Consider the following 13,609-nt stretch of genomic DNA (forward strand, 5'->3'; position numbering starts at 1 on the left):
CCACGTCATTGCATGCTTTCGTGACACTCCGTAAAATCCCGCGCCTTAGTGTGATCCACCATTTTTATGCGCCTGTGCGAAATAATTATTCTGGATTTGGACCTTTCATAACAGGAAGCCAATGGAAAAGAAACTAGGCCTGAGTGCTTTGACTGCACTCGTTTTGAGCTCAATGCTGGGTGCGGGCGTGTTCAGCTTACCGCAGAATATGGCGGCGGTCGCAAGCCCTGCCGCACTGCTTATAGGGTGGGGCATCACGGGTGCCGGGATTTTGCTGCTGGCGTTCGCAATGCTGCTGCTGACCCGCATCCGCCCGGATCTGGATGGGGGGATTTTCACTTACGCCCGTGAAGGTTTCGGCGAACTGATTGGCTTCTGTTCCGCATGGGGCTACTGGCTGTGTGCGGTCATCGCAAACGTCTCCTACCTGGTGATCGTCTTTTCGGCGCTCAGTTTCTTTACCGATACCCCTGAACTGCGGTTCTTTGGCGACGGCAATACCTGGCAGTCCATTGTGGGCGCTTCGGTACTGCTGTGGGTTGTTCACTGGCTGATTCTACGTGGCGTACAGACGGCGGCCAGCATTAACCTGGTGGCAACCCTGGCCAAACTGGTTCCGCTCGGCCTGTTTATCGTGCTGGCCTTTATGGCGTTCCGTCTCGATGTGTTCAGTCTCGATTTCAGCGGTGTCGCGCTGGGCGTACCGGTCTGGGAGCAGGTCAAAAACACCATGCTGATCACCCTGTGGGTCTTCATCGGTGTTGAAGGTGCCGTCGTGGTCTCTGCCCGGGCGCGGAATAAGCGCGATGTGGGTCGCGCCACGCTGCTGGCGGTACTGGCGGCGCTGGGCGTGTATCTGATGGTGACGCTGCTGTCGCTGGGGGTGGTCGCGCGTCCTGAACTGGCCGAAATGCGTAACCCGTCGATGGCGGGCCTGATGGTGAAAATGTTCGGACCGTGGGGTGACGTGGTGATTGCCGCGGGGCTGATTATCTCCGTGTGCGGCGCGTACCTGAGCTGGACCATTATGGCGGCAGAAGTGCCGTTCCTGGCCGCAACGCACAAAGCATTTCCACGCCTGTTTGCTCGTCAAAACAAAAACAGCGCGCCGTCGGCCTCACTCTGGCTGACCAACATCAGCGTTCAGGTCTGTCTGGTGCTGATCTGGCTCACAGGTTCAGACTATAACACTCTGCTGACCATCGCCTCGGAGATGATTCTGGTACCCTATTTCTTAGTGGGTGCATATCTGTTAAAAATCGCCACACGTCCGGCGCACTATGTGGTGGGTGTCGGAGCCTGTATTTACGGCCTGTGGTTGTTGTATGCTTCCGGGCCTATGCATCTGCTGCTGTCGGTGGTGTTGTATGCACCGGGCCTGCTGGTGTTTATCTACGCCCGCCGCACGCATCAGTTAGAGAACGCGCTTAGACGCCGTGAGATGGCCTTAATCGGGCTGTTACTGGTTGCTGCCGTACCGGCAACCTGGATGTTAATGGGATAGAATCGCCTTTCCCATTGTTGAACTGAAAAGGAGAACACGATGGGAAACGCGCAGCAACGCCCAATACTGATTACTGGTGGAGGCCGTCGTATCGGCCTCGCCCTTGCCCATCACTTTCTCAATCTTCGCCATCCGGTCATCATCAGTTACCGCAGCGAATATCCCTCGATTGAGGGGCTACGCAAAGCCGGTGCGATCTGCATTCAGGCCGATTTCTCAACCGATGACGGTATTCTGGCCTTCGCTGAAAAAGTAAAATCTACCACCCCCGGGCTGCGCGCCATTATCCATAATGCCAGCGCCTGGCTTCCCGAAAAATCTGGTACGCCACTCAGCGAAACGCTCTCCTGCATGCTGCAGATCCACGTCAATGCGCCCTATCTGCTGAACCATGCCCTGCTCGACCTGCTGCGTGGTCACGGACATGCGGCGGGTGATATTATTCATTTCACCGATTACGTCGTGGAGCGCGGCAGCGACAAGCACATCGCCTATGCGGCCAGTAAAGCCGCACTCGATAACATGACGCGCTCGTTCGCCCGTAAACTTGCCCCTGAAGTTAAGGTGAACGCCATCGCCCCGGCGATGATTTTATTCAACGAAGACGATGATGCGGAGTATCGCCAGCAGGCGCTGAATAAATCGCTGATGAAAATTGCGCCAGGTGAAAAAGAGGTTATCGATCTTATCGATTATCTGCTCACCAGTTGCTACGTCACTGGCAGAACCTTTGCCGTGGACGGCGGACGACCGCTGCGCTAGTGAAAGCGGCTCCAGAAGAAGATAAGCACCCAGGCGCTGAGTCCCCAGCAGACAACGGCCCCGCTCAGCGCCAGGGGAAGTCGCATAAAACCGGTGAAGTACCACAGCGAAAGCAGATAAAGAAAATAAGGGATGATCGACCACATCCCGAACACGATAGTCGTACGTAATGCTTCCGTGCCTCGTTCTGAGGCGACAATATAGTGCGCTATTAACGCAAAGGTCGGGAAGAGTGGGATCAGCCCGGCAATATAATAATTCCTGGTTTTAGCCAGAACACCAATCAGTAACACCACCAGCGCACCCAACGCGGCTTTTATCACCAGCCCCATGTTTTTCCCTATAACAATCAAATAACACTATGAGCCAGAATAACGGAACTGGCGTTAATTATGAAAGATTAATGGAACGTTAAGGTTGTGCGGTGTATGTTGGCTTTTTTCACGATAACAGACGTTGTATGAATAAGATTGTTTATGTTGAAGACGAGCCCGAAGTGGGGCAATTGATCGCCGCCTATCTGGGTAAGCATGATATGGACGTCATTGTTGAGCCTCGTGGCGATCGTGCCGAAGAGGTGGTCTTACGTGAAAACCCGGACCTGGTGCTGCTGGACATTATGCTGCCCGGCAAAGATGGCATGACGGTCTGCCGCGATCTGCGCGCCCGGTGGGAGGGCCCTATCGTGCTGCTGACCTCGCTGGACAGCGACATGAACCATATTTTGTCACTCGAAATGGGTGCCAATGACTACATTCTGAAAACCACGCCCCCTGCCGTCCTCCTTGCTCGTCTGCGCCTTCATTTACGCCAGCGTGCCAGCGTTGAACGAGAAGCGCCTGCTCAGTCGCTGACCCCGCACAAAGCGATGCGTTTTGGTACCTTGTCTATTGATCCGATTAACCGTCAGGTTCTGCTTTCTGGCGAGCTTATCGCCCTTTCCACCGCAGATTTTGACCTGCTCTGGGAACTGGCAACTCACGCCGGGCAGATCATGGACCGCGATGCATTACTGAAAAACCTGCGCGGCGTCAGCTATGACGGAATGGATCGCAGCGTTGACGTGGCTATTTCGCGCCTGCGTAAAAAACTGCAGGATAATGCCACTGAACCGTACCGCATTAAAACCGTGCGTAACAAGGGCTATCTGTTCGCGCCTCACGCCTGGGAAACCTGATACCGGTTCCCCGAACGACACCGTTTAAAACATTACGCAGACGAGGTCTGACAGTTGCATAAAATAAGAACACTCAGCCTGATCTGCTGTTTTGGGTTAACCGGGTGCGTTGTCGCAGATATGGATTCAAGTCATTATGACTATGTTCCGTATATTCAGACTATCCAGAATCCCAGGACCCCGGGCCATACCAATGTGCAACAACGCCGTGAGGATTTGTACGCCTGCGGTGTTGATCGAAAGTATTCGCTCAATTCATGGGACGAAAACTTCAGTCGTAACCGCCTGCTGCCGGGCGAAACGATAGAACAGCAAGATTCCAGGATCCAAAAAATAGAAGACTGTATGAAATCAAAAGGGTACGTTCTGTGGGATTACTCACAATGCGGGCCCCGTAAAAAACCGAGCGGTATGTGTAACTAGTTTGGGTTTGCGTGTTTGTCTTCGACGCAGGTTGTTAACGTATTGATTTTCGGTGAGATTGAATGAAAAAGCTGTTCGTACAGTTTTATCTCCTGCTGTTTGTCTGCTTCCTGGTGATGACCATGCTGGTTGGGCTGGTCTATAAATTCACCGCCGAACGTGCGGGCAGGCAGTCACTGGATGATTTAATGAAAAGCTCGCTCTACCTGATGCGCAGCGAGCTGCGAGAGATCCCGCCACACGACTGGGCCAGGACCTTAAAAGAGCTGGATCTGAACCTGTCGTTTGATCTGCGCATCGAGCCGATGAAGGATTTCGATTTAGAGCCACCCGCCATGCAGCGACTGCGTGACGGGGACATTGTGGCGCTGGATGAGAAATATACCTTTATCCAGCGCATTCCACGGAGCCATTACGTTCTGGCCGTGGGGCCGGTACCTTATCTCTATTATCTGCATCAGATGCGCCTGCTGGACCTTGCCCTGCTGGCTTTCATTGCCATTTCGCTCGCTTTCCCGGTCTTTATCTGGATGAGGCCACATTGGCAGGACATGCTGAAACTGGAATCTGCTGCGCAACGTTTTGGTGACGGGCATTTTACCGAGCGCATTCACTTCGACAGCGGTTCCAGCTTCGAACGTCTTGGCGTGGCGTTTAACCAGATGGCTGATAACATCAATGCGCTGATTATCAGTAAAAAACAGCTCATTGACGGAATTGCTCACGAGCTGCGTACGCCGCTGGTACGCCTGCGCTATCGGCTGGAGATGAGCGAAAACCTGACGGAGGCCGAGTCTCAGGCGCTGAACCGCGACATTGGTCAGCTTGAGGGCCTCATTGAGGAGCTCCTGACCTACGCGCGCCTCGATCGCCCGCAAAACGAACTGAACCTCAGTACGCCGGACCTGCCCGGCTGGTTACAAACCCATATCGATGATGTCCAGAGCGTAAACCCGCAACGTACCCTGTTGACACACGTCACGCCCGGCGATTATGGCGCACTGGATATGCGTCTGATGGAACGCGTGCTGGATAATCTGATGAACAACGCCATGCGCTATAGCGAGAGCACGCTGCAGATTGGCTTAGATTTACAGGGTAGTCAGGCCTGTCTGACGGTTGAGGATGACGGACCGGGCATCGCCCCGGAAGCGCGTGAAACGGTGTTTGAGCCGTTTGTACGCCTCGACCCCAGCCGCGATCGTGCCACGGGGGGATGTGGCCTCGGGCTGGCAATTGTTTACTCCATTGCGCAGGCGATGGGCGGCACGGTGCATTGTGAAGAGAGCGCACTCGGCGGCGCGCGCTTCTGCTTTAGCTGGCCGGTATATCACAACATCACCCTTCCCGTCCCTGCCTGACCTTTATCGCACGCTGGCCTGACCCGGCGTGCTGTGCTATATGATAAGTATGTTGTAACTAATGAAGAGTTATCATGGCGACGTACGATCTCATCGAAAGGCTGAACAGCACGTTCCGCGACATTGAACACGAGTTACTGACCCTGACCGAACGTTTGCAGACCTGCCGTCTGTTAGCCGCGCGCGTCTTTACCCTGCCGGATGTGGTGAAAGGCGCTGAACACGACCCGCTGGAAACCATAGAGGTACAGCAGCATATCGGCAAAGCGGCGCTGGAACTGACGCTGCGACACTACCGTCGCCTGTTTATCCAGCAGCAGTCAGAAAACCGCAGCAGTAAGGCGGCCGTTCGTCTGCCGGGCGTAATCTGCCTGCAAACTGATGCAACAACGCGAGAAGCGCTGGAAAACCAAATTGCGCATATCAACACGCTTAAGGCGACGTTTGAAAAGATCATCACTGAAGAGTCAGGTCTGGCCCCTGCCGCCCGTTTTGAATGGGTACACCGACAGCTACCGGGATTAATCACCCTGAATGCCTATCGTACGCTCACGGTACTGCGTCATCCCGCCACGCTTCGCTTCGGCTGGGCCAACAAGCACATCATTAAAAACTTCACCCGGGATGACATTCTGGCGCAGCTGGAAAAGAGTCTGAAGGCACCGCGGACTGTCGCACCGTGGTCACGCGAGCAGTGGATTGAACGGCTTGAGCAGGAGTACCACAGCATCGCCTCACTGCCGGCAGATACCCGGCTCAAGATTAAGCGTCCGGTGAAGGTGCAGCCTATCGCGCGCGTCTGGTATTCCGGCCAGCAAAAGCAGGTACAGTATGCCTGCCCGACGCCGCTGATCGCACTTTATGATGCCGATCAGGGGGCCATTGTGCCGGATATTGGCGAACTGCTGAATTACGATGCTGAAAATGTCCAGCATCGTTACAGACCTCAGGCGCAACCGCTGCAGCTGATTATTCCGCGGCTGCACCTGTATGTGGCGCAGTGATTATTTCAGGCTGCCGACCATCGATTCCGGGCGTACCCATGCATCAAACTCAGCCTCCGTCAGGTAACCCAATGCCAGAGCGGAGGCTTTCAGCGTCAGCCCCTCTTTATGCGCTTTTTTCGCAATCTCGGCGGCTTTGTCGTAGCCGATATGGGTATTCAGCGCGGTCACCAGCATCAACGACTCATTGAGCAACTGACTGATGCGCTCGCGGTTTGGCTCAATGCCTGACGCACAGTGCTCGTTGAAACTCTCCATACCGTCCGCCAGCAGGCGTATGGACTGAAGCACGTTGTGAATCACCATCGGGCGATAGACGTTCAGCTCAAAGTTACCGGATGCGCCGCCCATGTTAACGGCAACGTCGTTACCCATTACCTGGCAGCAGAGCATGGTCATGGCTTCACACTGGGTCGGGTTTACTTTGCCCGGCATGATAGAGCTACCCGGCTCGTTTTCCGGAATGCTAATTTCACCGATACCACAACGGGGACCCGAGGCCAGCCAGCGCACATCATTGGCGATTTTCATCAACGACGCTGCCAGCCCCTTGAGGGCACCGTGGGTATGAACCAGCGCATCACAGGTGGCCAGCGCTTCAAACTTATTCGGCGCCGTGATAAACGGCTGCCCGGTGATGGCCGCCAGCTCGTCGGCAACGCGCACCGCATATTCCGGATGGGTATTTAACCCCGTACCGACCGCCGTTCCGCCCAGCGCCAGCTCTGCAAGATGCGGCAGGCTGTACTCGATGTGCTTGAGGTTATGTTCTAGCATTGCCACCCAGCCGGAAATCTCCTGGCCGAGCGTCAGCGGCGTGGCATCCTGCAGGTGAGTACGTCCTATTTTGACGATATCGCTGAAAGCCTGCGCCTTCTCGCCAAGGGTGGTTTTAAGCACGTTGAGCTGCGGGATCAGCTGTTCACGAAGCGCAATCACCGCCGCCACGTGCATCGCCGTCGGGAAGACGTCGTTCGAACTTTGGCTTTTGTTTACGTCATCGTTCGGGTGAACCTTACGCTCCATACCGCGCACGCCGCCCAGCAGTTCGCTTGCCCGGTTCGCCAGCACTTCGTTCATATTCATGTTGCTCTGGGTGCCAGAACCGGTCTGCCAGATGGCGAGGGGGAATTCATCGGGATGCTTGCCGGCCAGCACTTCATCGGCAGCAGTGATAATCGCGGTGGCCTTATCTGCCGCCAGCAGGCCTAAATCCTGATTCACTTTGGCGGCCGCACGTTTAGTGAGCGCCAGCGCCTGAATAAGCGAGACGGGCATTTTCTCGGTCGAAATACGGAAATGTTCCAGCGAACGCTGGGTTTGCGCGCCCCATAGCTTGTCAGCCGGGACATCGATCGCGCCCATAGAGTCTTTCTCACGGCGTACCGTAGTCATTACTTTCTCCTTGATAACACTGTCGGGATTGCTCACATGCTTCAGAGATAAGTATTGATTGCTTTACAGAAAAGATATGGCGCTTTGTGCGCTCTTTGATGTGCCGGGTGACGTGAACGCCACCCGGCTATAGTAGATTACTTCACACACGCCGAACATTGAGAGGACTGGATCTGCCTGAAGAAGTCGTTACCTTTGTCATCCACAAGGATAAACGCCGGGAAATCTTCCACTTCAATTTTCCAGATAGCTTCCATACCCAATTCCGGGTATTCAATGCACTCCAGGCTCTTGATGCTGCCCTGCGCGAGTACGGCAGCCGGACCGCCGATGCTGCCCAGGTAGAAGCCACCGTGTTTATGGCAGGCATCTGTCACCTGCTGGCTACGGTTTCCTTTTGCCAGCATGATCATGCTGCCGCCGTTGGCCTGCAGCTGGTCAACATACGAGTCCATACGGCCTGCGGTGGTCGGGCCTAACGAGCCAGAGGCGTAGCCTTCTGGCGTTTTGGCCGGGCCTGCGTAGTAAATCGGGTGATCTTTGATGTACTGCGGCAGCCCTTCACCATTGTCCAGACGCTCTTTCAGTTTCGCGTGAGCGATGTCACGACCAACGATGATGGTTCCGTTAAGAGAGAGACGGGTCGACACCGGATACTGAGACAGCTGCGCCAGAATCTCTTTCATCGGACGGTTCAGGTCAACATGAACGGCTTCACCCTCTCCCGCTTTGCGCAGCGCTTCAGGAATGTACTTCCCTGGGTTGTTTTCCAGTTTTTCGATCCAGACGCCTTCGCGGTTGATCTTCGCCTTGATGTTACGATCCGCAGAACAGGAGACTCCCATCCCGACCGGACAGGAGGCGCCGTGGCGCGGCAGACGGATTACACGCACATCATGGGCAAAATATTTGCCGCCGAACTGCGCGCCCAGGCCGAGGTTACGCGCTTCTTCCAGCAGTTCCTGTTCAAGCTGAACATCGCGGAACGCCTGGCCGTGCTCGTTCCCTTCGGTAGGCAGGCCGTCGTAGTATTTGGTCGACGCCAGCTTCACCGTTTTCAGGGTGCTCTCTGCTGACGTACCGCCAATCACAAAGGCAATATGGTACGGCGGGCAGGCAGCGGTGCCGAGCGTGCGCATTTTCTCAACCAGGTAATTCTTCAGCTTGCCCGGTGTGAGCAGCGCTTTGGTTTCCTGGTAGAGATAGGTTTTGTTCGCTGAACCGCCACCTTTGGCGATGCAAAGGAATTTGTATTCATCACCGTCCACGCTATACAGGTCAATCTGCGCAGGCAGGTTTGTGCCCGTGTTGACCTCTTTGTACATATCCAGCGCCGCGTTTTGCGAGTAGCGCAGGTTGTCTTCGGTGTAGGTGTTGTACACGCCGTGCGCCAGCGCCGCTTCGTCGCCGCCGCCGGTCCAGACGCGCTGGCCTTTTTTACCCACAATGATGGCCGTGCCGGTGTCCTGGCAGGTAGGTAAAATACCTTTCGCCGCGATATCCGAGTTACGCAGGAACTGCAGGGCGACGTATTTGTCGTTTTCGCTGGCCTGCGGGTCGCTCAGGATATCGGCAACCTGCTGCTGGTGCGCAGGGCGGAGCATAAACGAGGCGTCGTGGAAAGCCTGCTGCGCCAGTAACGTCAGCGCCTGCGGATCGACCTTGAGGATCTCCTGCCCTTCGAATTCAGAGACGGAGACGTGATCGCGGGTTAACAGGTAATATTCGGTTTGATCCTTACTGAAGGGGAAAGGATCCTGATAATGAAAGGGTTTGTTCGACATTGTTCTCTCACTTACTGCTTCAGTCTGATTATTTGGGCAGATGTTCCGCTGCCCGCTTAAAAGCGAGTCAGCTTATCCTACACAATTTTTTAACAAAAACTGAGACTAGTACGACTTTTTACATCCACAGGTTACTTCCATGTGGTTTATTGCTTTAATACCCGGAGTTAATTCCACCATTGAATCAGGGCTTGATAATGCAAAAACTCATTAACTCAGTGCAAAACTACGCCTGGGGAAGTAAAACTGCGTTAACGGATCTCTACGGTATCGCGAACCCAAACAACCTGCCAATGGCAGAACTGTGGATGGGTGCGCACCCGAAGAGCAGCTCAAAAATTGAAGACGCAAGCGGCCAGGTTCGCTCTCTGCGCGACGTGATTGATGCCGACAAAGCCACCCTGCTGGGTGACAAGGTTGCCAGCCGTTTTGGTGAGCTGCCGTTCCTGTTTAAAGTGCTGTGCGCCGACCAGCCGCTCTCCATCCAGGTGCACCCGAATAAAAAAGCCTCTGAGATGGGCTTTGCGAAAGAGAACGCGGCCGGTATTCCGTTAGATGCCGCCGAGCGTAACTACAAAGATCCTAACCACAAGCCGGAGCTGGTCTTTGCGCTGACCCCCTTCCTGGCGATGAATGCATTTCGCGAGTTCTCAGAAATTATCTCTCTGCTGCAGCCGGTGGCGGGTGCTAACAACGCGATCGCCCACTTCCTGGAAAACCCGAATGCAGCAGGCCTGAGCCAGCTTTTCGCCAGCCTGCTGAACATGCAGGGTGAAGAGAAATCTCACGCCCTGGCGGTGCTAAAAGCAGCGCTGGACAGCCAGCACGGTGAGCCGTGGGATACCATCCGCCTGATTTCTGAATTCTACCCGGACGACAGCGGCCTGTTCTCCCCTCTGCTGCTGAACGTGGTGAAGCTGAACCCGGGCGAGGCGATGTTCCTGTTTGCTGAAACCCCGCACGCCTACCTGCAGGGCGTGGCGCTGGAGGTGATGGCCAACTCAGACAACGTACTGCGTGCAGGCCTGACGCCGAAATACATTGATATCCCTGAGCTGGTTGCCAACGTGAAGTTTGAGGCGAAGCCAGCGGATCACCTGCTGACTCAGCCTGTTAAACAGGGTGCGGAGCTGGACTTCCCAATCCCGGTGGATGATTTTGCCTTCTCACTGCATGACCTGAGCCCGGCAGAAACCGCCATCGCGCAGGAGAGCGCAGCAATCCTGTTCTGCGTTGAGGGTGAAGCAACGCTGCATAAAGGTGGCGAGCGTCTGGTGCTCAAGCCAGGCGAATCGGCATTTGTAGCGGCAAACGAGTCGCCGGTGAGCGTGAGCGGTACCGGTCGTCTGGCGCGTGTTTTTAATAAGCTATAAGCACTTACTGAATTTTTTAACAACTCTTGCTAAGCTAGTTGAAGACTTTACATCACCGGGCGGTTTCTACCGCCTGGTTTCATTTTAGGGATAGTCGCAATGAAAAAATCGGTCGTAGCGGTAGGAGTGATTGTAGCGTTAGGCGTGGTCTGGACAGGTGCCTCCTGGTTTACCGGGAAACAGCTGGAAAGCCGTCTGGCTGAGATGGTGGCACAGGCTAACGGAGAGCTTAAGCGTGGCGCGCCGGAAGCAGGCGTGGAGCTTGCCTACCAGAATTATCAGCGTGGTATCTTTACCAGCCATATGCAGGTGGTTGTCAAGCCTGTTGCCGGTAATGAAAATGGCTGGCTGAAACCGGGCCAAAGCGTGGTGCTGGATGAAGTGGTCAGCCACGGTCCGTTCCCGCTGGCACAGTTAACGTCTTTTAACCTGATCCCGTCGATGGCGTCCGTTCACACTGTACTGGTGAATAACGACTTAACCAAACCTCTGTTTGATCTGGCAAAAAATGAGTCACCTTTCGAGGTTAACACCCGCATCAGCTACGCCGGTGACACACGTTCCAGTATTGATCTGAAAGCACTGAACTACGAGAAAGATAACGAGAAAGTGACCTTTAGCGGGGGGAATTTCAAGGTTGATGCTGACCGCGATGGAAATGTCTTCTCCCTGACCGGTAAAGCAGAGAGCGGCCTGATCAATGCCGTCAATGAATACGGTCAAAAGGTTCAGCTGACGTTCAATAACCTGAAAGCCGATGGCGACAGCAAGATGACCGATTTTAAAGAGCGTATCGGTAATCAGAAACTCTCTTTCGACAAGATTGCTATCGCGGTTGAAGGGAAAGAGATGGCCGTGCTGGAAGGCATGGAGGTGGACGGCAAATCCGACGTGTCTAAAGACGGTAAGAGCATCAATACCCAACTGGATTACGCCCTGAAGAGCCTGAAAGTGCAGAACCAGGATCTCGGGACCGGCAAACTGTCGCTGAAGATTGGAAATATCGACGGTCAGGCATGGCATGAATTTAGCCAGAAATACAGCAAAGAGAGCCAGGCACTGCTGAGCAATGCCGCGCTGCAGCAGAATCCGGAAGTTTACCAGCAGCAGGCCATGGCGGTGCTGATGAACAACCTGCCCATCCTGCTGAAAGGCGAGCCGGTTATCACCGTGGCCCCGCTGAGCTGGAAAAACAGCAAAGGCGAAACCAACTTTAATCTGTCCCTGTTCCTGAAAGACCCGGCAACCGCAACGGGTGAACCTCAGACCCTGGCGCAGGAAGTGGATCGCAGCGTGAAGTCACTCGACAGCAAGCTGACCATCCCTGTGGATATGGCGACCGAGTTTATGACCCAGATTGCGAAGCTTGAAGGGTATGGTGATGAAGATGCCGGCAAGCTGGCGAGCCAGCAGGTGAAAGGCCTGGCGGCAATGGGCCAGATGTTCCGCATCACGAAGATGGAAGACAACACCATTTCCACCAGCCTGCAGTATGCCAACGGTCAGGTCACGCTAAACGGCGATAAAATGCCGCTGGAAGATTTTGTCGGGATGTTTGGTATGCCTGCCCTGGGGATGCCGGAACCGGCTGAACCTGCAGCGCCGGCCGTGCCTGAAGCACCTGCTGCACCCGCTGCACCACAGCAGTAATCATCAAAACCCCTCTCTGAGGGGTTTTTTATTACCGGTTGCAGGTACTCAGACTGGTGCCACGAAATACTATTTCACCGTCACTAACCGTGCCGACACAATCTGGTGCCCGGCCTGCACGTCTGCTTTTTCGATGCGCTGCATAATCCTGTCCGCCAGCGTGTAACCCATCTCCCGGGCAGGTGTGGTGGCCCAGACAATGGGCAGATCGTCCAGCGCGTTTTCACCGACGTCGGCAAATGCCCCTAACGCCACCTGGTGGCCGAAGAAGGTTTCAACCCCACCCTCGCCGCTCTGACGCCCGGCGCGGATCAGGCCAAACCAGGCTCCCATCGCAATCACCTCGTTATAGCAAATCACGGCGCTTATCGTCGGGCTACTCCGTAATAACGCGTTTATCGCTTCCGCGGCTTTCTTCTGGCTGGATTCGCATTCCACCACCCATTCGCTGTGGAACGGGAGGCCGTATTTAATCAGCGTCGCGCAGTAACCGCCTACCCGCTCGGCTCGCGTCAGGGACGAACTTTTTCCGCCAAGCCAGGCAATGCGCTGATGCCCCCGATGAATGAGATGCTCCGTCAACATTTGTGCGGCCTGCATGTTGTCCGGTCGCAGGGTATCGGCTTCGTCCAGATAACTGGCGCGCGAGGCAAACACCAGCGGCACGCCTTTTTCGGCGGCGCGCTCGCACAAGTCATTACTCACACCCGACGCGCCGGCGACGATCACCCCGTCGACGCCCTGCGTAAGCAGCATATCCAGACGGGAAAGGAGCTGATCGGCCTCGCGACCGCCGTGAAGCAAAAAGACCATCCGTCCCTGCGCTTCAAGCGCTTCGGTCAGGCCCGCGGTCAGTTCGGCATAAAAGGGAGAGGTCAGGTCACGCACAATCAAACCGATCACACCGCTTTGGCCACCGCGCAGCGCTGATGCCTGGCGGTTACGTACAAAGCCCAGTTGCTCAACCGCCTCGTTAACCCGTTGCCCGGTCGCGGGAGAAATGCGTCCTTTCCCGCTGAGCACCAGTGAAACGGTGCTGACGGAAACCCCGGCCGCCAGCGCGACATCGTTGATGGTGATTTTTTTCGCTACAGCCATGTGTCGGCGTGACTCCCTGAAATGAGATCGGTAAAACGTTTTATCAAAATGTAATCTTTATACTACCAGTCAAAGCCT

At 55.1% G+C, this 13,609-nt stretch carries 11 protein-coding genes; 7 read left to right on the plus strand and 4 right to left on the minus strand.

Annotation, left to right across the window (positions count from 1 at the left end; genetic code table 11):
- The first annotated feature begins 121 nt into the window (after positions 1–121).
- Both AB6731_RS06080 and folM read left to right on the plus strand, forming a co-directional pair.
- Positions 122–1,504 carry an amino acid permease gene (locus AB6731_RS06080; protein WP_020884310.1) on the plus strand — a complete coding sequence of 461 codons (1,383 nt, stop codon included), beginning with the start codon at positions 122–124 and terminating at the stop codon, positions 1,502–1,504.
- Positions 1,505–1,543: 39 nt separating this feature from the next.
- Positions 1,544–2,266, plus strand: a complete 723-nt coding sequence (folM, locus tag AB6731_RS06085) for a dihydromonapterin reductase (RefSeq protein ID WP_025204335.1) — start codon at positions 1,544–1,546, stop codon at positions 2,264–2,266.
- On the opposite strand, the gene AB6731_RS06090 is transcribed toward folM, so the two are convergent.
- Positions 2,263–2,598, minus strand: coding sequence for a GlpM family protein (locus AB6731_RS06090; RefSeq protein WP_025204336.1), 336 nt, complete (start codon positions 2,596–2,598; stop codon positions 2,263–2,265). The two genes, folM and AB6731_RS06090, sit on opposite strands and share 4 nt — an antisense overlap.
- A gap of 128 nt (positions 2,599–2,726) precedes the next feature.
- Between AB6731_RS06090 and rstA the strand changes: the two genes are divergently transcribed.
- The 3 genes from rstA to tus all read left to right on the plus strand — a co-directional run bounded on the left by rstA (position 2,727) and on the right by tus (position 6,231).
- Entirely contained in the window at positions 2,727–3,443 is a 717-nt protein-coding gene (rstA, locus tag AB6731_RS06095) for a two-component system response regulator RstA (RefSeq protein WP_025204337.1), read from the plus strand.
- A 485-nt stretch (positions 3,444–3,928) separates the two neighbouring features.
- Complete coding sequence (gene rstB / locus AB6731_RS06100; RefSeq protein ID WP_149376609.1) at positions 3,929–5,227, plus strand: two-component system sensor histidine kinase RstB; 1,299 nt, start codon at positions 3,929–3,931, stop codon at positions 5,225–5,227.
- Positions 5,228–5,301: 74 nt separating this feature from the next.
- A complete protein-coding gene (gene tus / locus AB6731_RS06105; protein WP_014169815.1) occupies positions 5,302–6,231 on the plus strand; it encodes a DNA replication terminus site-binding protein in 930 nt (309 codons plus the stop codon).
- Here tus and fumC read toward each other — a convergent pair whose 3' ends face one another.
- Complete coding sequence (gene fumC, locus AB6731_RS06110) at positions 6,232–7,626, minus strand: class II fumarate hydratase (RefSeq protein ID WP_020884315.1); 1,395 nt, start codon at positions 7,624–7,626, stop codon at positions 6,232–6,234.
- 137 nt (positions 7,627–7,763) lie between these two features.
- Positions 7,764–9,410, minus strand: a complete 1,647-nt coding sequence (gene fumA / locus AB6731_RS06115; protein WP_371006054.1) for a class I fumarate hydratase FumA — start codon at positions 9,408–9,410, stop codon at positions 7,764–7,766.
- 197 nt (positions 9,411–9,607) lie between these two features.
- On the opposite strand from fumA, the gene manA reads away from it, so the two are divergent.
- Positions 9,608–10,783: a mannose-6-phosphate isomerase gene (manA, locus tag AB6731_RS06120; RefSeq protein ID WP_049022014.1), complete on the plus strand. Its 1,176-nt coding sequence runs from the start codon at positions 9,608–9,610 to the stop codon at positions 10,781–10,783.
- Positions 10,784–10,882: 99 nt separating this feature from the next.
- Positions 10,883–12,433 (plus strand): YdgA family protein, encoded by a 1,551-nt coding sequence (locus AB6731_RS06125; RefSeq protein ID WP_371006055.1) that lies wholly within the window; start codon positions 10,883–10,885, stop codon positions 12,431–12,433.
- 69 nt (positions 12,434–12,502) lie between these two features.
- On the opposite strand, the gene AB6731_RS06130 is transcribed toward AB6731_RS06125, so the two are convergent.
- Positions 12,503–13,531: a Mal regulon transcriptional regulator MalI gene (locus tag AB6731_RS06130; protein ID WP_014169810.1), complete on the minus strand. Its 1,029-nt coding sequence runs from the start codon at positions 13,529–13,531 to the stop codon at positions 12,503–12,505.
- Between the last annotated feature and the right edge of the window lie 78 nt (positions 13,532–13,609).

It is taken from the genome of Enterobacter sp. RCC_40 (assembly GCF_041360735.1).
GTDB lineage: Bacteria > Pseudomonadota > Gammaproteobacteria > Enterobacterales > Enterobacteriaceae > Enterobacter > Enterobacter ludwigii.

Coding starts and splice junctions, on each gene's coding strand:
- AB6731_RS06130 (WP_014169810.1), bottom strand. CDS start 13,531: ATGGCTGTAGCGAAAAAAATCACCATCAACGATGTCGCGCTGGCGGCC.
- folM (WP_025204335.1), top strand. CDS start 1,544: ATGGGAAACGCGCAGCAACGCCCAATACTGATTACTGGTGGAGGCCGT.
- fumC (WP_020884315.1), bottom strand. CDS start 7,626: ATGACTACGGTACGCCGTGAGAAAGACTCTATGGGCGCGATCGATGTC.
- rstB (WP_149376609.1), top strand. CDS start 3,929: ATGAAAAAGCTGTTCGTACAGTTTTATCTCCTGCTGTTTGTCTGCTTC.
- AB6731_RS06125 (WP_371006055.1), top strand. CDS start 10,883: ATGAAAAAATCGGTCGTAGCGGTAGGAGTGATTGTAGCGTTAGGCGTG.
- manA (WP_049022014.1), top strand. CDS start 9,608: ATGCAAAAACTCATTAACTCAGTGCAAAACTACGCCTGGGGAAGTAAA.
- rstA (WP_025204337.1), top strand. CDS start 2,727: ATGAATAAGATTGTTTATGTTGAAGACGAGCCCGAAGTGGGGCAATTG.
- fumA (WP_371006054.1), bottom strand. CDS start 9,410: ATGTCGAACAAACCCTTTCATTATCAGGATCCTTTCCCCTTCAGTAAG.
- tus (WP_014169815.1), top strand. CDS start 5,302: ATGGCGACGTACGATCTCATCGAAAGGCTGAACAGCACGTTCCGCGAC.
- AB6731_RS06090 (WP_025204336.1), bottom strand. CDS start 2,598: ATGGGGCTGGTGATAAAAGCCGCGTTGGGTGCGCTGGTGGTGTTACTG.
- AB6731_RS06080 (WP_020884310.1), top strand. CDS start 122: ATGGAAAAGAAACTAGGCCTGAGTGCTTTGACTGCACTCGTTTTGAGC.